Genomic DNA, 18,450 nt, shown 5'->3' with positions numbered 1-18,450 from the left:
GGTTCAGCTCCCTTCGGAATGGTCGGCGCCGTTGAGGGCGTCCTGGAGTTGCGGGGCCCGGCTGCGCCGGCGCGGTACGGGAGGCAGTTCCTGGCCGGGCAGCGGCGGCACCGGGTAGCCGCCGGCCATCGGGTCGAACTCCTTCGGCGGCAGTGTCACTTCGGGCTCCGGCTTGCGGCGCAGCACGTCCCGCAGCAGGGCGAGCAGCAGCAGGGCGCCGATCGGGGCGCCGACGTACAGCACCACCTCGCCGAAGCCGTAGCCCTCGTTGCGCAGGGCGCGGACGCTGGCCACCATCACCAGCCAGACCAGCGAGACCGGGATCAGGACCTTCCACCCGAGCTTCATGAACTGGTCGTAGCGCAGCCGGGGCAGGGTGCCGCGCAGCCAGATGAAGAAGAACAGCAGCAGCTGGATCTTCAGCACGATCCACAGCAGCGGCCACCAGCCGTGGTTGGCGCCCTCCCAGAAGGTCGAGACCGGCCAGGGGGCCCGCCAGCCGCCGAGGAAGAGGGTCGCCGCGACCGCCGAGACGGTCACCATGTTGACGTACTCGGCGAGCATGAACATCGCGAACTTCAGCGAGCTGTACTCGGTGTTGAAGCCGCCGACCAGCTCGCCCTCGGCCTCCGGGAGGTCGAACGGCGCGCGGTTGGTCTCGCCGACCATCGCGATGACGTAGACGATGAAGGAGACCGGCAGCAGCGCCGCGAACCAGGTCGGCTGCTGGGCGGAGACGATCTCCGAGGTCGACATCGACCCCGAGTAGATGAACACCGCGGCGAAGGACAGGCCCATCGCGATCTCGTAGCTGACCATCTGCGCGGCCGAGCGGATGCCGCCGAGCAGCGGGTACGTCGACCCGGAGGACCAGCCGGCCAGCACGATGCCGTAGATCCCGATCGACGCCGTCGCCAGGATGTAGAGCAGGGCCACCGGGAAGTCGGTGAGCTGCATCGGGGTCCGGGTGCCGAAGATCGAGATCTCGTTGCCGGCCGGGCCGAACGGGATCACCGCGAAGGCCATGAACGCCGGGATGGCGCAGACGATCGGGGCCAGGATGTAGACCACCTTGTCGGCCCCGGAGACGACCAGGTCCTCCTTGAGGGCCAGCTTCACGCCGTCCGCGAGGGACTGCAGCATGCCCCAGGGGCCGTGCCGGTTGGGCCCGATGCGCAGCTGCATCCAGGCCACCACCTTGCGCTCCCAGACGATCGAGAACAGCACCGTGACGAGGAGGAAGGCGAAGACGAAGACGGCCTTGAGCAGGACCAGCCACCAGGGGTCGCGGCCGAAGAAGCCCAGCGTCTCGTATGCGGCGAGGTGGTTCATCGGGCCTCCTCCGTCTCGGTTCCGGCGACGGCCCCGGAGTCGGTACCGGCGACGGCTCCGGCGGCCTCGGGGGCGGCCGGGGCGATGGTGACCAGGCGGCCGACCGTGGTGCCGAGCGCCCGGTGGGCGCCGCCGGGGGTGGAGTTGAGCGGGATCCACACCGTGCGGTCGGGGATCTCCTTGGTGATCTCCAGCGGCAGCACCAGCGAGCCGGCCGGGCCGGTGAGGCGCAGCGCCGTGGTGGCGCCGATCTCCTCGGCGGTGACCGGCGAGAGCCGGGCGACGGCGGGGTGCCGGGTACCGGCCAGGTTGGCGTCGCCGTCCTGGAGCGAGCCGTTGTCGAGCAGTTGGCGCCAGCCCGCGAGTACCGCCTGGCCGGTGGCCGGCCGCGGCAGCGGAGCGGGGTGGGTGGCGGGGGCCGCCGGGCGGTCACCCGTCCACGGGGTGAAGCGGTCCAGCTCCAGCCGGGCGGCGCGGATGTCGGGCAGGCCGAGCCGGTGCCCGAGGGCGTCGGCGAGCATGCTCAGCACCCGGACGTCCGAGTGCAGGTGGCGGCCCATCTGCTGGTCCGGCTTGAGCGCCGCCTCGAAGAGCCTGACCCGACCCTCCCAGTCCAGGAAGGTGCCGGCCTTCTCCACCACGGCGGCCACCGGCAGGACGACGTCCGCGTGCGCGGTGACGGCCGAGGGGCGCAGTTCGAGGGAGACCACGAACGGCACCCGGGCCAGTGCCTCGTCGGCGAGCGCCGGGTCGGCGAGGTCGCCCGGGTCGACGCCGCCGACGACCAGCGCGTCGAGGTCGCCGTTGGCGGCGGCCGCCAGGATCTGGTCGGTGTCGCGGCCGAGCCGGGCGGGCAGGTCGGCGACGCCCCAGACGGCGGCGGTCTCGGCGCGGGCGGCCGGGTCCGAGGCCGGCCGGGCACCGGGCAGCAGCCCGGGCAGGGCGCCTGCCTCGACGGCGCCGCGCTCCCCGGCGCGGCGCGGGATCCACGCGAGCCGGGCGCCGGTGGTGTGCGCCAGGCGCAGGGCGGCAGTGAGCGCGCCGGGCACGGCGGCCAGCCGCTCGCCGACCAGGATCACCGCGCCGGGCTCGCGCAGCAGCAGCGCCGCGCGGCCCGCGTCGTCGCCGAGCGCCTCGTCGGCGGCCAGCGCCGACAGCCACTCGGCCTCGGTGCCGGGGGCGGCGGGCAGCAGCGCGCCGTGCAGCTTGGCGAGGCCGCGCGAGGCGTGGTCGGCGATCGAGAAGACCTTGAGGCCGGCGGCCCGGTTGGCCTTGCGCAGCCGCAGGAAGACGATCGGCGACTCCTCCTCGGGCTCGAAACCCGCGAGCAGCACGGCCGGTGCGGCCTCCAGCTGCTGGTACGAGGTCCCTTCGCCTCCCCCACCCTCCGGGCGGGAGGTGCCCCCAAGGTCCACGCCGTGTCCGGCGACGGCGGCGGCCAGGAAGTCCGCCTCCTCGCCGCTGTGCGGGCGGGCCCGGAAGTCGACGTCGTTGGTGCCGAGCACGACCCGGGCGAACTTGCCGTAGCCGTACGCGTCCTCGACCGTCACCCGGCCGCCGGCCAGCACGGCCGTCCGCGCGCCGGTGAGGCCGGCGGCCGCGGCGGCCAGCGCCTCGGGCCAGGAGGCGGGCACGAGTTCACCGGTGGCGGCGTCCCGGACGAGGGGGGTGGTGATCCGGTCGCGCTGCTGCGCGTAGCGGAACGCGAACCGGCCCTTGTCGCAGTTCCACTCCTCGTTCACCTGCGGCTCGTCGCCGGCCAGGCGGCGCATGACCTTGCCGCGCCGGTGGTCGGTGCGCTGCGCGCAGCCCGAGGAGCAGTGCTCGCAGACGCTGGGCGAGGAGACCAGGTCGAACGGCCGCGAGCGGAACCGGTAGGCCGCCGAGGTGAGCGCGCCGACCGGGCAGATCTGGATGGTGTTGCCGGAGTAGTACGAGTGGAAGTCGTCGCCCTCGCCGACGCCGACCTGCTGGAGCGCGCCGCGCTCGACCAGGTCGATGAACGGGTCGCCGGCGATCTCCTGCGAGAAGCGGGTGCAGCGGGCGCAGAGCACGCAGCGCTCGCGGTCCAGCAGCACCTGGCTGCTGATCGGCACCGGCTTCTGGTACGTCCGCTTGGCGCCCTCGAAGCGGGAGTCGGCGCCGCCGGTGGACATCGCCTGGTTCTGCAGCGGGCACTCGCCGCCCTTGTCGCAGACCGGACAGTCCAGCGGGTGGTTGATCAGCAGCAGCTCCATCACGCCGCGCTGCGCCTTCTCGGCGACCGGCGAGCTGACCTGGGTGCGGACCACCATGCCCTCGGTCACCGGGATGGTGCAGGAGGCGACCGGCTTGCGCTGGCCCTCGACCTCGACGATGCACTGCCGGCAGGCCCCGGCCGGGGCGAGCAGCGGGTGGTCGCAGAAGCGCGGGATCTGGGTGCCGATCTGCTCGGCGGCGCGGATCACCAGTGTCCCCTTGGGGACCTGGACCTCGGTGCCGTCGATGGTGAGCGTGACCAGTTCCACCGCCGTCTGGGAGGCGGTCGGCTCGGTGATGGTCATGCGTGCACCTCCCTTTCGGTGGCGGGCTGGTGGCCGGTGCGGTGGGTGTCGGCCCAGACGGTGGAGGCCGCCGGGTCGAACGGGCAGCGGCGCTCGGTCAGGTGCTGCTCGTACTCGGCCCGGAAGTGCTGGAGCGAGGAGACGATCGGGCTGGCAGCACCGTCGCCGAGCGCGCAGAAGGATTTGCCGTTGATGTTGTCGGCGATGTCGAGCAGCTTCTCCAGGTCGCCGGCGGAGCCCTGCCCCGCCTCGATCCGGCGGAGCAACTGGACGAGCCAGTACGTCCCTTCGCGGCACGGGGTGCACTTGCCGCAGGACTCGTGGGCGTAGAACTCCGTCCACCTGGTCACCGCGCGGACGACGCAGGTGGTCTCGTCGAAGACCTGGAGGGCCTTGGTGCCGAGCATCGAGCCGGCCGCGCCGACGCCCTCGTAGTCGAGCGGTACGTCGAGGTGCTCGTCGGTGAACATCGGGGTGGAGGAGCCGCCCGGGGTCCAGAACTTGAGCCGGTGCCCGGACCGGACGCCGCCGCTGATGTCCAGCAGCTGGCGCAGCGTGACGCCGAGCGGCGCCTCGTACTGGCCGGGGTTGGTGACGTGGCCGGAGAGCGAGTAGAGCGTGAAGCCGGGGGACTTCTCCGTCCCCAGCGACTTGAACCACTCCTTGCCGCGGGCCAGGATCGGCGGCACCGAGGCGATCGACTCGACGTTGTTGACCACCGTCGGGCAGGCGTAGAGGCCGGCGATGGCGGGGAACGGCGGGCGCAGCCGGGGCTGGCCGCGACGGCCCTCCAGCGAGTCGAGCAGCGCCGTCTCCTCGCCGCAGATGTACGCGCCGGCGCCGGCGTGGACGGTGATGTCCAGGTCGATGCCCGAGCCGAGGATGTCCTTGCCGAGCAGCCCGGCCTCGTACGCCTCGGCGACGGCGGCCTGGAGCCGGCGCAGCACCGGGACGACCTCGCCGCGCAGGTAGATGAACGCGTGGTCGCAGCGGATCGCGTAGGACGCGATGATCATGCCCTCGATCAGCGCGTGCGGGTTCGCGAACAGCAGCGGGATGTCCTTGCAGGTGCCCGGCTCGGACTCGTCCGCGTTGACCACCAGGTAGTGCGGCTTGCCGTCGTTCTGCGGGATGAACTGCCACTTCAGGCCGGTCGGGAAGCCCGCGCCGCCGCGGCCGCGCAGACCGGCGTCCTTGACCAGGGCGATCACGTCGTCCGGTGCCATCGCGAGGGCGGCGCGCAGGCCCTCGTAGCCGGCGTGGGTGCGGTAGGTGGCCAGCGTCCAGGGGCGGTCGTCGTCCCAGGAGGCGGACAGTACGGGGGTGAGCAGCTTCTCGGCCGGCTCGGCGGAGGTCATCACGCTTCCGTCCCTTCGTGCCGGGGCGAGACGACCTTCGTCCCCGCCGTACCGGGAAGTGCCTCGCCCTTGGCCAGCCGCAGGCCCGCCAGGGAGGGTGCGCCACCCGCACCGGACTCGTCGACGGCGCCGGGGCGCTCGTCGGGGAAGCCGGCCAGGATCCGCGAACTCTCCTTGAAGGAGCACAGCTTGGCGCCACGGGTGGGTACCGCCGGAACGCCCGCGCGCAGGTCGTCGACCAGCTGCCTGGCGCTCTCGGGCGTCTGGTTGTCGAAGAACTCCCAGTTGACCATCACCACGGGCGCGTAGTCGCAGGCCGCGTTGCACTCGATGTGCTCGATCGAGATCTCACCGTCGGCGGTGGTCTCGTTGTTCTTGATCCCGAGGTGCTGCTGGAGCTCGTCGAAGATCTGGTCGCCGCCGAGCACCGCGCAGAGCGTGTTGGTGCAGACGCCCACGTGGTACGTACCGGCGGGCCTGCGCCGGTACATGGTGTAGAAGGTGGCGACCGCGGTGACCTCGGCGGTGGTCAGCTCCAACTGCTCGGCGCAGAAACGGATTCCGGTGGGCGTGACGCAGCCCTCCTCGGCCTGCACCAGGTGCAGCAGGGGCAGCAGGGCGGAGCGGGCCACGGGGTAGCGGCCGATCAGCTCGCGCGCGTCCGCGTCCAGCCTGGCCCGGACGTCCGCCGGGTACGGCTTGGCCGGCAGTGCCGGCAGGCCCAGTTCGACGTTGCTCAACGGTCCACGCCTCCCATCACCGGGTCGATCCCGGCCACCGCGACGATCACGTCGGCGACCTGGCCGCCCTCGCACATCGCCGCCATCGACTGCAGGTTGGTGAACGAGGGGTCGCGGAAGTGGACGCGGTAGGGCCGCGTGCCGCCGTCGCTGACCACGTGCACCCCTAGTTCGCCCTTGGGCGACTCGACCGCCGCGTACGCCTGCCCCGCCGGGACCCGGAAGCCCTCGGTGACCAGCTTGAAGTGGTGGATCAGGGCCTCCATCGAGGTGCCCATGATCTTCCGGATGTGGTCGAGCGAGTTGCCCATCCCGTCCGGGCCGACGGCCAGTTGGGCCGGCCAGGCGATCTTCTTGTCGGCGACCATGACCGGGCCGGGCTTCAGCCGGTCCAGGCACTGCTCGACGATGCGCAGCGACTGCTTCATCTCCTCCAGCCGGATCAGGAACCGGCCGAAGGAGTCGCTGGTGTCCGCCACCGCGACCTCGAAGTCGTAGTCCTCGTACCCGCAGTACGGGTCGGACTTGCGCAGGTCGTTCGGCAGGCCGGTGGCGCGCAGGATCGGGCCGGTGGCGCCGAGTGCCAGGCAGCCGGCCAGGTCGAGGTGGCCGACGTCGACCAGCCGGGCCTTGAACACCGGGTTGCCGGTCGCCAGCTTGTCGTACTCGTGCATCCGGGAGCGGAGCAGCTTGACGCCTTCGCGGACCTGGTCGACGGCGCCGGGCGGGAGGTCCTGGGCCAGGCCGCCGGGGCGGACGTACGCGTGGTTCATCCGCAGGCCGGTGACCAGCTCGAAGATGTCCAGGATGATCTCGCGGTCCCGGAAGCCGTAGATCATCAGGGTGGTGGAGCCGATCTCCATGCCGCCGGTGGCGAGGCACACCAGGTGCGAGGAGATCCGGTTGAGCTCCATCATCAGGACCCGGACGACGCTGGCCCGGTCGGGGATCTGCTCGGTGACGCCGAGCAGCTTCTCGACGGCCAGGCAGTAGGCGGTCTCGTTGAACAGCGGGGTCAGGTAGTCCATCCGGGTCACGAAGGTGGTGCCCTGGACCCAGTTCCTGAACTCCATGTTCTTCTCGATGCCGGTGTGCAGGTAGCCGATGCCGCAGCGGGCCTCGGTGACCGTCTCGCCGTCGATCTCCAGGATCAGCCGCAGCACTCCGTGGGTGGACGGGTGCTGGGGGCCCATGTTGACGATGATGCGTTCGTCGTCGGCCCGGCCGACGGCTTCCACCACCTCGCCCCAGTCGCCGCCGGTGACGGTGAAGACCCGCCCTTCGGTGGTCTCGCGGGCCCCTGCTTCTTCATAGTGATGAGTGGTCATCAGGAGTACGACCTCCGCTGGTCGGGCGCCGGGATCTGGGCGCCCTTGTACTCGACGGGGATGCCGCCGAGCGGGTAGTCCTTGCGCTGCGGGTGCCCCAGCCAGTCGTCGGGCATCATGATCCGGGTGAGCCCCGGGTGCCCGTCGAAGACGAGCCCGAAGAAGTCGTACGCCTCGCGCTCGTGCCAGTCGTTGGTCGGGTAGACGCTGACCACGGACGGCACGTGCGGGTCGGCGTCCGGTGCGGTGACCTCCACCCGGATCAGCCGGCCGTGGGTGACCGACCGCAGGTGGTAGACCGCGTGCAGCTCCCGGCCGGTGTCGCCGGGGTAGTGCACGCCGCTCACGCCGAGACAGAGCTCGAAGCGCAGCGCCGGGTCGTCGCGCAGCGTGCGGGCCGTACGCAGCAGGTGCTCGCGGGCGATGTGGAAGGTCAGCTCGCCGCGGTCGACGACGGTCTTCTCGACCACGTCGAACGGGTCGAGGCCCTGCTCCTCCAGGGCGCCCTCCAGTTCGTCCGCGACCTCGTCGAACCAGCCGCCGTAGGGGCGGACGCTCGCGGGCGGCAGGGCGATCGGGGCGGCCAGGCCGCCGAAGCCGGAGGTGTCGCCGGTGCCCTTGGCGCCGAACATCCCCTGCCGCTTGCCGACCACCTCGACCGGGATCTCCCGGCGGGTGGCCGGGACGGCCGCACCGTTCGCGGCCCCGTTCTGCGACCCGTTCGGGGCGCCGTTGCTGTCCGTCATCGCAGCAGCCCCCGGATCTCGCTGACCGGGGTGGCCTGCAGGGCGAGGGCCTCGCCCAGCTCCTCGGCGCGGCGCTTGTTCACTCCGAGCGGCTCGTGCTGGATCTTGTCGTGGAGCTTCAGGATCGCGTCCATCAGCATCTCCGGGCGGGGCGGACAGCCCGGCAGGTAGATGTCGACCGGCACGATGTGGTCCACGCCCTGCACGATCGCGTAGTTGTTGAACATGCCGCCCGACGAGGCGCAGACGCCCATCGAGATGACCCACTTCGGGTTGGCCATCTGGTCGTACACCTGGCGCAGCACCGGTGCCATCTTCTGGCTCACCCGCCCCGCCACGATCATCAGATCGGCCTGCCGGGGCGAGCCCCGGAAGACCTCCATGCCGAACCGGGCCAGGTCGTAGCGGCCGGCACCGGTGGTCATCATCTCGATCGCGCAGCAGGCGAGCCCGAAGGTGGCCGGGAAGAGCGACGACTTGCGCACCCACCCCGCGGCGGTCTCCACGCTGGTGAGCAGAAAGCCGCTCGGCAGCTTCTCCTCGATTCCCATCAGATCCCTCTCAGCCTCTCAAGTCCGGTGGTTTGTCCCCGCGTTCACAAGCAGAGGTCAGTCCCACTCCAGACCGCCGCGGCGCCATACGTAGGCGTACGCGACGAAGACGGTGGCGATGAACAGGAGCATCTCGACCAGCCCGAAGATCCCCAGGGCGTCGAAGCTGACCGCCCAGGGGTAGAGGAAGACGATCTCGATGTCGAAGACGATGAAGAGCATCGCCGTCAGGTAGTACTTGATCGGGAACCGGCCGCCGCCCACGGGCTGCGGGGTCGGTTCGATGCCGCACTCGTACGCCTCCAACTTGGCCCGGTTGTAGCGCTTCGGGCCGGTCAGTGAGGCCATCACGACGGAGCCGACCGCGAACGCCGCCGCGATGGCACCGAGTACGAGGATCGGCGCGTAGGCATTCATAAGCCCCCGCTCCCTCCGTCCAGTCGTCGTTGACTGCAGATCGGAACCAACGGGTCACTCTGAGGTGGACCCGTGATCCAACTCCTGAGATCCACCTCATGTGAGGCAGTTCACAAAGCCAGGATCGAGCGCATCCTATGCCCGTCGGCTTGTGATCTGCGACACGCAGTTCGGGACGATCTTTGTGATCTGCGCCACCTGTCGAATGCTGTCGAATGGCACCAAGTCGCTATTCATCGACCCAAAGCAGTCAAATGGTCACAACCAGTCGCATTCGTCTATGAACTGGCTGGTCAGAGCTGCGGACCTATATCAACTATGCGCCGCTCACCGCAAATTTCGAGGCCTCATGTTGACGTGTTATATGAACTCACCCTCTCGGGTGGCAGGCCCCGAACACCCGATTGACCTTTCGTTCACAAGCGCGCGAACGGCACGGAACGGGACGGCGGCGGAGCGGCGACGGGACGACGTTCAGACCGCGGCGGGCTCGCGCTCCGGCACTGCGGCGGGCAGCGCGGCCGGTGCGACCGTACGGCGGCCCCACTCGGTGCCGGCCAGGATCAGCAGCACGCCGAACAGTCCGAGCGCGCCCGGCCGCTCACCGGCGACCGCGATCCCCGAGGCGGCCGCCCAGACCGGCTCGGTGCCGAGCAGCAGGCTGACCCGGGACGGCGAGGTGGCCCGCACCGCCCACATCTGGACGAAGAACGCGAACAGCGTGCAGAGCAGCGCGAGATGCAGCAGCCACGCCCACTCGGCCGGCCCGTAGGTGGCCGCCAGGGCCAGCGGCGAGGAGCCGGTGACGGCCGCGCCCACGGCGAACACCACGGCGGCGGAGGCCAGTTGCACCCAGGTGAGCGCGAGCGAGTCGGTCGTGCGGGTGGCCCGCGTACGGGACATCACCAGGACGTGGACGGTCCGCGTCATGGCGGCGCCGAAGATCAGCAGGTCGCCCCCGTTCGGCGCCTTGAAGCCCCCCTCGCCGGTGAGCAGGGCGACGCCGAGCACCGAGAGGACGGCCGCGAGCGCGAAGGCGCGCGGCAGCCGGGTGCGGCTCACGGCGCTCTCGGCGAGCGGGGTGAGGACCATGGTGAGGCTGATGATCAGCCCGGCGTTGGTGACCGAGGTGAACACCGCGCCGTACGTCTCCAGCAGGAAGATCCCGCCGAGGATCAGCCCGAGCAGCGACCCGCCCAGCCACTCCCGCCACCCGAGCCCGCGCAGCGCCCGCCGGGCGGCGAACCCGAGCAGCGGCAGCACCAGCCCGAAGCGGAGCACCAGCATGGCGAGCACGGTGTCACCCGTCGTGATCCGGTTCACCGCGAGGAAGCTGGACCCCCAGACCACGGCCACGAGCAGGACGGGCAGGTCTCGGACGATCGGTGCGGACGCGCGCATGGGTGGGTTTCCCTCCGGGACGTACGGATCGGCAGGATGGTCCCGTGCGGCGTCGGACGGATCTCGTGCGCGAGGAGTGGAGCGTGCCATCCTCGCGCACCTCGACGCGTACGATCAACAGCTTTCCGCAGCCGGTCCGCCCGGCCGCCGGGTCGCCGGGTCGCCGGGTAGACCGGCGGCACAGCACCCGTTCGGTGGCTGGCGGTGCGGGCCGGGGAGCGGAAGCCTGGGGCTGCTGTGATCATCTCGGCTGCCGAGGAGGAGAGACATGCCGCTTGCCCACTACGGCGTGGCCATCGGGACGTTCAACGAGTTCCACCGGGACCCGACGCACCAGTACGGGCACTGGTACCACGGCCACGTCCGGCTCGACACCCCTCAAGGGGTGTACGAGGCGGCACTCGACGTGGACGCCCCGGCCGTCACCGGGGTGAGCTACCGGGTGGTGGACGACCTCACCGCCGCCGACCTGGCGACGGTCCGGGCGCTGCCGGACGGGTTCCACGAGCTGGCGTCCACGCCGGTGTCCGGGGCGCTGGACTACGCCCGAAGTCCGCTGCTGCGCAACCGGATCTGGGTGGACCGGGCACGGACGGCCGGGCGGGCCCTCTCCCGCACGCTCCAGCGGCCCCCGATCGGCGCACCGGCCTTCGGGCCGGACCTGGTCGACCTGGTCGGCGGGTGGCTGGGCCGTCTCGGCATCCGGTTCTTCCCGTGGACGGCCAGCAACGGCGACAACGCGCTGGACGTCCTGGAGCCGCACCTGCGCTCGGCGAGCCGGATCTACGTGTTCGGCCAGGCCTTCGACACCGGGCTCGGCGTCCACGACGTCCACCAGAACCAGGGCGACCCGCCCGGCGACCACTACGCCGGCAACGGGATCTGGCAGGACGGCGCGGTGATCTGCGAGCACCCGGACGGCCGGTTCATCGTCTGGCAGCTCAAGTTCAACACCCAGACGCTCTCGACCGACGACCACGGGAACCCCCGGCTGCCCTGACGGGCCGACGCGGCAGTCAGAGCTCCTCGAAGGGGTGCCGCCCGCTGAACTCCAGGGCGGTCATCCCCATCACCACCAGATCGTGGTGGCGGCCGGAGAAGAACTCGTGGTCGCGCAGCCGCCCCTCCTCGGTGAAGCGGTCGCCGACCGGCTCGGCCGTGGCGCGGCCGGCGGCCCGGACCCGGTAGCCCTCGGCCGATCGCGGCGGACGGAGGACATCCACCGACCGCTGGTGCTCGGTGTGCTCGTCGAACTGCTTGAAGGTCTGCCAGGCCCCGGGTTCCACGCCGCGCAGGCGGACCAGGCTCCCGGTCCAGCAGGAGCTCATCGGACCATCCGACCAGGCCAGGCCCGTTCCTGTCCAAGGAGTTCGACCCGGCCTCCGGCACGGCGGGCCGCTCCCCGGGCCGGGTACGGTGGCCGTCCGACCCACGACGGACACCCGGGAGCACCACGCGCATGGACAGCACCATCTGGGACAGCGTCGACCGGCTGGTGGCCTGGCTGGACGGGGAGAGCAGGCTGGGCGCCGACGCGGAGCGCCTGCTGCGGATCATCAAGCTGTCGGAGGAGGTCGGCGAGGTCGGCGAGGCCGTGATCGGCGCCACCGGCCAGAACCCGCGCAAGGGCGTCACGCACAGCTGGGAGGACGTCCAGCACGAGCTCTGCGACGTGGTGTTCACCGCGCTGGTCGCGCTCCGCACGCTGACCCCGGACGCCCGCGACGTGTTCGCGGAGCGGCTGGCCCACGTGGAGCGGCGCTCCCTGGACTCCCGGGAGGGCGACGGCCGCTGACCGGGCTCAGCCGGGCGGGTCGACCAGCCTGGTGCCGTCGGTGAGCAGCCCGGCCCGCTTCACCGTGCGGATCAGCGGGACGACCTCGACGTGCCGCACCGCCTTCAGCGCGCCGATCCGTTCGGTGAGGTACTCGTACAGGGCGTCGGTGTCGCGGCAGATCACCACCGCGAGGAGGTTCGCCGAGCCGGTGATGGCGGCGGCGAACGGCACCTCGGGGTGAGCGCCGAGCGCGGCGCCGACGGCGGCGAGCTCACCGGGGGCGACGGTCGCGAGCAGGACCGCCTGGGTCTCGAAGCCGAGCAGCAGCGGATCGACCTCGACGTCCAGGTAGACGGCGCCGCTGTCCCGGAGCTGGTCCAGGCGGCGGCGGACGGTCGACTCGGAGAGGCCGGTGGCGCGGGCGAGTTCGGGGTAGCCGGCCCGGCCGTCGCGGGCCAGCACGGCGAGCATGGCGAGTTCGGGGTCGTCCAGCCGGACCCGTTCGCCGGGCACGGCCGTGACCGGCCGCTCCAGCGCCGTGACCTGCCCGGCGGTCAGCACGTCCAGTCCGCGCCAGCGCCTGGGCCCGCCCCGGTAGACCCGCAGGATGCTGTGCGCGGAGACGCCGGTGACCCGGCGGGTGCCCGGCAGTTGCTGGAGCAGCAGGACGTCCTGGTCCTGTTTGTTGCGGGCCCGGGTGACGCAGTGGATCTCGGTGCCGCCGGAGTTCAGCGAGACCCAGGCGATGTCGGGCCGCCGGGCCAGCGCACCCGCCACGGCCACCGCCGCGTCCGGGGTGCACTGCACGCGCAGCCAGGACTCGAACAGGCCGACCCGGTGGCCGAGCGGCAGGCCGACCACCCGGGCCAGGCCGGCGGTGCGCAGCCGCCGGTAGCGGCGGATCACCGTCTGGTCGGAGACGTCGAGGACGTCCGCCAGGCGGCTGAACGCGGCCCGGCCGTCGATCATCAGGGCCTGTACGAGCGCACGGTCCAGCTCGTCCAGTTCCGTCTGCGGTTCGGTGGCCATGATTCCATCATCGCAGGACCGGAAACATCGGTTTCCGCCACCGGGACGGGGCTGGATGGATCGATCCGGTCAGCCCCTGCCATCGTCGGTGCAGGCCGGGCAGGGGCTGCCCGGCGTGTCCGACCGAGGAGAGACTCCCATGCGTAAGTGGCTACCGCTGACCGCGGTGTGCCTGGGCGCGTTCATGCTGCTGGTGGACGTCACCATCGTGACCGTCGCGCTGCCCGACATGGCCACCAGCCTGCACACCACCTTCGCCGACCTGCAGTGGGTGATGGACATCTACGCCCTCGCGCTGGCGGCGCTGCTGCTGGGAGCGGGGTCGCTCGCCGACCGGATCGGGCGGCGCAGGCTGTACGTCGCCGGGCTCGGCCTGTTCGCCCTCGCCTCGCTCGCCTGCGGCCTCGCCACCGGGCCGGGCATGCTGATCGCCTTCCGCGGCCTCCAGGGCGTCGGCGGCGCGGCGATGTTCGCCACCACGATGGCGCTGCTCAGCGGCGCCTACCAGGGCCGGGACCGGGGCATCGCGTTCGGCGTCTGGGGCGCGGTGAACGGCGCCGCGGCGGCGGCCGGGCCGGTCCTCGGCGGCCTGCTGACCGAGCACCTCGACTGGCGCTGGATCTTCTTCGTCAACCTGCCGGTCAGCGTGCTCGCGGTGGTGGTCACCCTGCGGGTGGTCAAGGAGTCCCGCAACCCGCAGGCGAGCGGGGTGGACGTGCCCGGCATGCTGACCTTCACGCTCTTCGCCGGCGCCCTCACGTACGCGCTGATCCGGGTCGGCGAGAACGGCTGGACGTCCACCACCACGCTCGGCCTGTTCGCGCTGAGCGCGCTGTCGCTGCTTGCCTTCGTCCTGATCGAACGGCGCAGCAGCCGCCCGATGCTGGACCTCGGACTGTTCCGCAGCCCGGCCTTCGTCGGCATCATGATCGGCGGCCTGCTGCTCTCCGTCGCCGCCTTCTCGTACCTGGTGTACTCCTCGCTCTGGCTGCAGTCGGTGCGCGGGATGGGCCCGGTGACGGCCGGCCTGGCGATGCTGCCGATGAGCATCGTGGCCTTCGTGGCCGCCGCCGTCGCGGGCAAGAAGCTGCACGGGGCGCCGCCCCGGCTCACCGTCGGCGGCGGGCTGCTGCTGATCGGCGTCGGAGCACTGCTGCAGACCGTGATCGGCGCCGACTCGGACTGGGCCACACTGGCGGCCGGTCTCGCGGTGACCGGCGCGGGCGTCGGGCTGGCCACGCCCGCGATGGCCTCGACCGTGATGGCGGCCGTGCCGCAGGCCCGGGCCGGAATGGCCGGCGGGGCGCTGAACACCGCCCGTCAGCTGGGCAACGCGCTGGGCATCGCGGTGCTCGGCGCCGTCTTCCAGGCCGGGGTGCTGGACTCGCTCCGCTCCTCCTCCGCCGTGGCCGACCCGCAGCAGACCGCCGACGCCCTGACCGGCGGCGCGGCCGGCGCGGTGATCGCCCGCGCCCCGGAGGCCGCGCACGTGGTGCACCAAGCGTTCGCCTCGGGCCTGCGGGACACCTTCCTGGTGTCGGGCGTGCTGGGCCTGCTGGGCGGCCTGGCCGTCCTGCTGCTGGTGCGGCCCGCAGCGGCGCCGGCCGCGGCGGAGGCCGGCGCACCGGCCGGCGTCCCGGCGCAGGCGCGGGACCGCGCGCAGGTCTGAGCCCCGTAGGCACACCGGAGGGGCGCGGGCTGCGGCCCGCGCCCCTCCCGCACGATCATCTTTGCGAAAACGGCCTCCGGGCCCGCACGTCTGCGCGCATCCTGGTTGCCCACGCCTTTCGCACCCGAGGAGCAGCCGCAGTGCCGCAGTTCATCACGGACGAGCAGTTCGACCACTTCTTCTCCGACGGATTCCTGCACACCGCCTGGCGGCTGGAGACGCGCCGCGCCTACGCCTCCGACCGCCGCGGCGAGAGCTACCAGCGCTTCCTGCGCGGCGAGGACCCGCAGGCGGACCCGACCCGCCCCTGGTGCGAGAACGTCCGCGCCCAGGTCGCCCAGGGCAAGCGGATCGAGCGGGTACGCGTCGCGGACGAGCCGATCACCCCCGGGCAGGCCTACCTCGTCGACGTCGGGCGGACGAACGTGGCCGCCGGCGAGGACGTCCGCCACCTCCCGCGCGCCGTCGCGGACGGGCTCCAGCTCCCGCCCCGGGACTTCTGGCTGTTCGACTCCCGGGTCGTCCTGCTGCTGCACTTCGACGAGGACGACGTCTACCTCGGTGCCCAGCTGGTCGAGGACCCGGAGGTCATCCTGGAGGTCGTCCAGGTCCGCGACGCCGCCTGGCACCACGCCGTGCCCCTCGCGGAGTTCGCGCAGCAGGTGCCGTCCCGCGTCTGACCCCGGGCACCCGGTCCCACCGGCCCGGGCGGGGCGGGGCGGGCGGAGCGGGCCGCCGGCTGCGGCATTGCCGTCCGGCCCGGGCCCGGCCAGAATCCGGTGCATGGGGGACACCAACACACTCTGGATCGCCGCCGTCACCGGGGCGACGGCGATCCTCGCCAGCTGGGTCACCGGCCGGGGGAGTTCTCGCGCCGCGCTCCAGCAGGCGCAGGCGACGGCGGCCGCCCAGCAGGCCGAGCGGCAGCGGGACGCGCGCCGCTCGGCCTACCTGGCACTGGTCGAGCACATGCACACGGCCGGCGGCTTCTACCGCCAGTGGCACACGGCGGCGGTCGCGCAGCCGTCCGAGGAGCAGGCAGCCGAACTGCGGGGGCTGCGGATACAGATCCGCGACAACTACCACCGCCAGCTCCTGCCGGCCCTGCACACCGTCGGCCTGGAGGGTCCCGAGGCCGTGGCGGCCGCCGCCTCACGGGTCCAGCACACGTCCACGGAGGTGTTCAAGCTGCTGGACGGCGCCCTCCACGCCCCCGCACGGGCGGACGAACTCCACCGCGCCATCATCACGTTCTGGGACGCCGTCACCGCCTTCGCCACCACCGCGCGCACGGCCCTGCATCCGTAGCAGCCGGGCCGCCCGCCGGGCCGCGGACTCGTCAAGGCGTCCCGTGGTCAGGCGTTCGGGGCCACCTTGGTGAGGCCGTTGATGATGCGGTCCATGGCGTCGCCGCCCTGGGGGTCCGTCAGGTTGGCGAGCATCTTGAGGGTGAACTTCATCAGCATCGGGTGGGTCAGGCCGCGCTGGGTGGCGAGCTGCATGACCTTGGGGTTGCCGATCAGCTTCACGAAGGCGCGGCCGAGTGTGTAGTAGCCGCCGTAGACGTCCTTGAGGACGCGCGGGTAGCCCTCCAGGGCGCGTTCGCGACCGGCGTCGGTGATCCGGGCGTTGGCCTGGACGATGACGCCGGCCGCGAGCTGGCCGGACTCCATCGCGTAGGCGATTCCCTCGCCGTTGAACGGGTTGACCATGCCGCCGGCGTCGCCGACCAGCAGCAGGCCGCGGGTGTAGTGCGGCTGGCGGTTGAAGGCCATCGGGAGGGCGGCGCCGCGGATCGGGTCGGTCATGTTCTCGGGGGTGTAGCCCCACTCCTCGGGCATGCCGGCGCACCAGGCCTTGAGGACCTCGCGCCAGTCGAGCTCACCGAAGGCCGGGGAGGAGTTGAGGATGCCGAGGCCGACGTTGGAGGTGCCGTCGCCCATGCCGAAGACCCAGCCGTAGCCGGGGAGTTGCTGCTTGCCGCCGTTGCGGGTGTCCCAGAGTTCGAGCCAGGACTCCAGGTAGTCGTCGTCGGAGCGCGGCGAGGTGAAGTACGTCCGGTAGGCGACGCCCATCGGGCGGTCCTCGCGGCGGTGCAGGCCCATCGCGAGGGAGAGCCGGGTGGAGTTGCCGTCGGCGGCGACGACGAGCGGGGCGCGGAAGGTGACGGCCCGCTTCTCCTCGCCGAGCTTGGCGGTGACGCCGACGATCCGGCCGGTGCGGTCGTCCAGGACGGGGCCGCTGACGTTGCAGCGCTCGTACAGCCGGGCGCCGGCCTTCTGGGCCTGACGGGCCAGCAGTTCGTCGAAGTCGGCGCGCTTGCGGACGAGTCCGTAGTCGGGGAAGGCGGACAGCTCGGGCCAGTCCAGCTCCAGCCGGACGCCGCCGCCGATGATCCGCAGGCCCCTGTTGTGCAGCCAGCCGTTGTCGGTGGAGACGTCGATGCCCATGTCGACGAGCTGCTTGGTGGCGCGGGGGGTGAGGCCGTCCCCGCAGACCTTCTCGCGCGGGAACTCGGTCTTCTCCAGCAGCAGGACGTCGAGCCCCGCCTGGGCGAGGTAGTAGGCGGTGGTGGAGCCTGCCGGGCCGGCGCCGACCACGATGACGTCAGCCGTGCTCTCCACGCTCTCGCCGATGGCGCTCAGGTCAACTGCGGTCTCGGACACGGTGGGCACACTCCTGCACTACGGGTCGGCTGGTCTGGTCTTCGGGTGCGGACGAGTCTACGAGCTGTGCGGCTCAGCTCTCCGGAGCCACGGCAGCGTCGGGAGCGGCCGGTGCGTCAGGTGCCTCCGGCGCGGCCGGTGCCCCGGGCACGGCCGGTACGGCCGGTGCGGCCGGCAGGTCCTTGAACGCGCGGTGCAGGGCGACGATGCCGCCGGTGAGGTTGCGCCAGGCGACCTTGGACCAGCCGGCCTCCTGGAGCAGGGCGGCCAGGCCCGGCTGGTCGGGCCAGGCGCGGATGGACTCGGCGAGGTAGACGTACGCGTCCGGGTTGCTGCTGACGGCGGTGGCGACCGGCGGGAGGGCGCGCATCAGGTACTCGGTGTAGACCGTCCGGAAGGGCGTCCAGGTCGGGGTGGAGAACTCGCAGATGACGATCTTGCCGCCGGGCTTGGCGACCCGCTGCATCTCGCGCAGTGCGGCGACGGTGTCGTGCACGTTGCGCAGCGCGAAGGAGATCGTCACCGCGTCGAAGGAGTCGTCCGCGAACGGCAGCCGGGTCGCGTCGCCGGCGGTGAGCGCCAGCTCGGGGTGGCGGCGCTTGCCCTCGCCCAGCATGCCCACGGAGAAGTCGCAGGGGACGACCCGGGCCCCGGCCTCCTGGAACGGCAGGGAGGAGGTGCCGGTGCCGGCCCCGAGGTCGAGGACGAGTTCGCCGGGCCGGGCGTCGACCGCCTCGGCCACCGCGCGCCGCCAGGCGCGGGCCTGGCCGAGGGAGAGCACGTCGTTCGTACGGTCGTACTTGGCCGCGACGTCGTCGAACATGGCGGCGACTTCGTGCGGCTGCTTGTCCAGGGAGGCTCGGGTCACGGACCCATTCTTCACCCTCCTACGG

18 protein-coding genes are annotated in these 18,450 nt (G+C 72.0%); 5 read left to right on the top strand and 13 right to left on the bottom strand.

The genetic code is table 11. The annotated features are described in order from the left end of the window. Positions 1-3: 3 nt before the first annotated feature. The 9 genes from nuoH to ACFUK0_RS21510 all read right to left on the bottom strand — a co-directional run bounded on the left by nuoH (position 4) and on the right by ACFUK0_RS21510 (position 10,416). Entirely contained in the window at positions 4-1,332 is a 1,329-nt protein-coding gene (gene nuoH / locus ACFUK0_RS21550; protein ID WP_380252549.1) for an NADH-quinone oxidoreductase subunit NuoH, read from the bottom strand. Next, positions 1,329-3,875, bottom strand: a complete 2,547-nt coding sequence (locus tag ACFUK0_RS21545; RefSeq protein WP_380252547.1) for an NADH-quinone oxidoreductase subunit G — start codon at positions 3,873-3,875, stop codon at positions 1,329-1,331. The genes nuoH and ACFUK0_RS21545 overlap by 4 nt, the downstream gene beginning before the upstream one ends. Then, positions 3,872-5,233: an NADH-quinone oxidoreductase subunit NuoF gene (gene nuoF / locus ACFUK0_RS21540; RefSeq protein ID WP_380252545.1), complete on the bottom strand. Its 1,362-nt coding sequence runs from the start codon at positions 5,231-5,233 to the stop codon at positions 3,872-3,874. The genes ACFUK0_RS21545 and nuoF overlap by 4 nt, the downstream gene beginning before the upstream one ends. Further along, on the bottom strand, positions 5,233-5,973 hold the full coding sequence (gene nuoE / locus ACFUK0_RS21535; RefSeq protein ID WP_380252543.1) for an NADH-quinone oxidoreductase subunit NuoE: 741 nt from the start codon (positions 5,971-5,973) through the stop codon (positions 5,233-5,235). The genes nuoF and nuoE overlap by 1 nt, the downstream gene beginning before the upstream one ends. Then, positions 5,970-7,301: an NADH-quinone oxidoreductase subunit D gene (locus tag ACFUK0_RS21530; protein WP_380252541.1), complete on the bottom strand. Its 1,332-nt coding sequence runs from the start codon at positions 7,299-7,301 to the stop codon at positions 5,970-5,972. Before ACFUK0_RS21530 ends, nuoE begins: the two co-directional genes overlap by 4 nt. Next, the gene (locus ACFUK0_RS21525; RefSeq protein WP_380252539.1) at positions 7,301-8,047 is read right to left on the bottom strand and encodes an NADH-quinone oxidoreductase subunit C; all 747 of its coding nucleotides are present in this window, start codon (positions 8,045-8,047) and stop codon (positions 7,301-7,303) included. The genes ACFUK0_RS21530 and ACFUK0_RS21525 overlap by 1 nt, the downstream gene beginning before the upstream one ends. After that, positions 8,044-8,598, bottom strand: a complete 555-nt coding sequence (locus ACFUK0_RS21520) for a NuoB/complex I 20 kDa subunit family protein (protein WP_380252537.1) — start codon at positions 8,596-8,598, stop codon at positions 8,044-8,046. The genes ACFUK0_RS21525 and ACFUK0_RS21520 overlap by 4 nt, the downstream gene beginning before the upstream one ends. Before the next feature lie 57 nt (positions 8,599-8,655). Beyond that, positions 8,656-9,015: an NADH-quinone oxidoreductase subunit A gene (locus ACFUK0_RS21515; RefSeq protein WP_014137597.1), complete on the bottom strand. Its 360-nt coding sequence runs from the start codon at positions 9,013-9,015 to the stop codon at positions 8,656-8,658. Positions 9,016-9,489: 474 nt separating this feature from the next. Then, the gene (locus tag ACFUK0_RS21510) at positions 9,490-10,416 is read right to left on the bottom strand and encodes a DMT family transporter (protein WP_380252535.1); all 927 of its coding nucleotides are present in this window, start codon (positions 10,414-10,416) and stop codon (positions 9,490-9,492) included. 268 nt (positions 10,417-10,684) lie between these two features. Between ACFUK0_RS21510 and ACFUK0_RS21505 the strand changes: the two genes are divergently transcribed. Beyond that, positions 10,685-11,416 carry a DUF2278 family protein gene (locus tag ACFUK0_RS21505; RefSeq protein ID WP_380252533.1) on the top strand — a complete coding sequence of 244 codons (732 nt, stop codon included), beginning with the start codon at positions 10,685-10,687 and terminating at the stop codon, positions 11,414-11,416. Positions 11,417-11,432: 16 nt separating this feature from the next. On the opposite strand, the gene ACFUK0_RS21500 is transcribed toward ACFUK0_RS21505, so the two are convergent. Further along, positions 11,433-11,744, bottom strand: a complete 312-nt coding sequence (locus ACFUK0_RS21500) for a hypothetical protein (protein WP_380252531.1) — start codon at positions 11,742-11,744, stop codon at positions 11,433-11,435. 131 nt (positions 11,745-11,875) lie between these two features. Between ACFUK0_RS21500 and ACFUK0_RS21495 the strand changes: the two genes are divergently transcribed. After that, entirely contained in the window at positions 11,876-12,211 is a 336-nt protein-coding gene (locus ACFUK0_RS21495; RefSeq protein WP_380252529.1) for a MazG-like family protein, read from the top strand. 6 nt (positions 12,212-12,217) lie between these two features. On the opposite strand, the gene ACFUK0_RS21490 is transcribed toward ACFUK0_RS21495, so the two are convergent. After that, on the bottom strand, positions 12,218-13,222 hold the full coding sequence (locus tag ACFUK0_RS21490; RefSeq protein WP_380252527.1) for an Lrp/AsnC family transcriptional regulator: 1,005 nt from the start codon (positions 13,220-13,222) through the stop codon (positions 12,218-12,220). Between the two features lie 139 nt (positions 13,223-13,361). On the opposite strand from ACFUK0_RS21490, the gene ACFUK0_RS21485 reads away from it, so the two are divergent. The 3 genes from ACFUK0_RS21485 to ACFUK0_RS21475 all read left to right on the top strand — a co-directional run bounded on the left by ACFUK0_RS21485 (position 13,362) and on the right by ACFUK0_RS21475 (position 16,199). After that, on the top strand, positions 13,362-14,891 hold the full coding sequence (locus ACFUK0_RS21485; protein ID WP_380252525.1) for an MFS transporter: 1,530 nt from the start codon (positions 13,362-13,364) through the stop codon (positions 14,889-14,891). 140 nt (positions 14,892-15,031) lie between these two features. After that, positions 15,032-15,571, top strand: coding sequence for a DUF6879 family protein (locus tag ACFUK0_RS21480; RefSeq protein ID WP_380252523.1), 540 nt, complete (start codon positions 15,032-15,034; stop codon positions 15,569-15,571). Between the two features lie 103 nt (positions 15,572-15,674). Next, the gene (locus ACFUK0_RS21475; RefSeq protein WP_380252521.1) at positions 15,675-16,199 is read left to right on the top strand and encodes a hypothetical protein; all 525 of its coding nucleotides are present in this window, start codon (positions 15,675-15,677) and stop codon (positions 16,197-16,199) included. A gap of 47 nt (positions 16,200-16,246) precedes the next feature. Here the strand turns inward: ACFUK0_RS21475 and ACFUK0_RS21470 are convergent, their stop codons facing one another. Both ACFUK0_RS21470 and ACFUK0_RS21465 read right to left on the bottom strand, forming a co-directional pair. Continuing rightward, a complete protein-coding gene (locus ACFUK0_RS21470) occupies positions 16,247-17,557 on the bottom strand; it encodes a geranylgeranyl reductase family protein (protein ID WP_380252519.1) in 1,311 nt (436 codons plus the stop codon). Between the two features lie 73 nt (positions 17,558-17,630). After that, positions 17,631-18,425: a demethylmenaquinone methyltransferase gene (locus ACFUK0_RS21465; RefSeq protein WP_380252518.1), complete on the bottom strand. Its 795-nt coding sequence runs from the start codon at positions 18,423-18,425 to the stop codon at positions 17,631-17,633. Positions 18,426-18,450 lie beyond the last annotated feature (25 nt).

Origin of the sequence: Kitasatospora sp. NPDC057223 (assembly GCF_042669755.1) — a bacterium.
Taxonomy (GTDB): domain Bacteria; phylum Actinomycetota; class Actinomycetes; order Streptomycetales; family Streptomycetaceae; genus Kitasatospora.
The sequence above is the reverse complement of the archived record's forward strand: the minus strand, read 5'-3'. Positions and strand labels throughout refer to the sequence as shown.

What these genes read in the sequence shown, in the direction of transcription:
- nuoH (WP_380252549.1), bottom strand. Translation starts at nt 1,332, where the DNA reads ATGAACCACCTCGCCGCATACGAGACGCTGGGCTTCTTCGGCCGCGAC.
- ACFUK0_RS21545 (WP_380252547.1), bottom strand. Translation starts at nt 3,875, where the DNA reads ATGACCATCACCGAGCCGACCGCCTCCCAGACGGCGGTGGAACTGGTC.
- nuoF (WP_380252545.1), bottom strand. Translation starts at nt 5,233, where the DNA reads ATGACCTCCGCCGAGCCGGCCGAGAAGCTGCTCACCCCCGTACTGTCC.
- ACFUK0_RS21530 (WP_380252541.1), bottom strand. Translation starts at nt 7,301, where the DNA reads ATGACCACTCATCACTATGAAGAAGCAGGGGCCCGCGAGACCACCGAA.
- ACFUK0_RS21525 (WP_380252539.1), bottom strand. Translation starts at nt 8,047, where the DNA reads ATGACGGACAGCAACGGCGCCCCGAACGGGTCGCAGAACGGGGCCGCG.
- ACFUK0_RS21520 (WP_380252537.1), bottom strand. Translation starts at nt 8,598, where the DNA reads ATGGGAATCGAGGAGAAGCTGCCGAGCGGCTTTCTGCTCACCAGCGTG.
- ACFUK0_RS21515 (WP_014137597.1), bottom strand. Translation starts at nt 9,015, where the DNA reads ATGAATGCCTACGCGCCGATCCTCGTACTCGGTGCCATCGCGGCGGCG.
- ACFUK0_RS21510 (WP_380252535.1), bottom strand. Translation starts at nt 10,416, where the DNA reads ATGCGCGCGTCCGCACCGATCGTCCGAGACCTGCCCGTCCTGCTCGTG.
- ACFUK0_RS21505 (WP_380252533.1), top strand. Translation starts at nt 10,685, where the DNA reads ATGCCGCTTGCCCACTACGGCGTGGCCATCGGGACGTTCAACGAGTTC.
- ACFUK0_RS21500 (WP_380252531.1), bottom strand. Translation starts at nt 11,744, where the DNA reads ATGAGCTCCTGCTGGACCGGGAGCCTGGTCCGCCTGCGCGGCGTGGAA.
- ACFUK0_RS21495 (WP_380252529.1), top strand. Translation starts at nt 11,876, where the DNA reads ATGGACAGCACCATCTGGGACAGCGTCGACCGGCTGGTGGCCTGGCTG.
- ACFUK0_RS21490 (WP_380252527.1), bottom strand. Translation starts at nt 13,222, where the DNA reads ATGGCCACCGAACCGCAGACGGAACTGGACGAGCTGGACCGTGCGCTC.
- ACFUK0_RS21485 (WP_380252525.1), top strand. Translation starts at nt 13,362, where the DNA reads ATGCGTAAGTGGCTACCGCTGACCGCGGTGTGCCTGGGCGCGTTCATG.
- ACFUK0_RS21475 (WP_380252521.1), top strand. Translation starts at nt 15,675, where the DNA reads ATGGGGGACACCAACACACTCTGGATCGCCGCCGTCACCGGGGCGACG.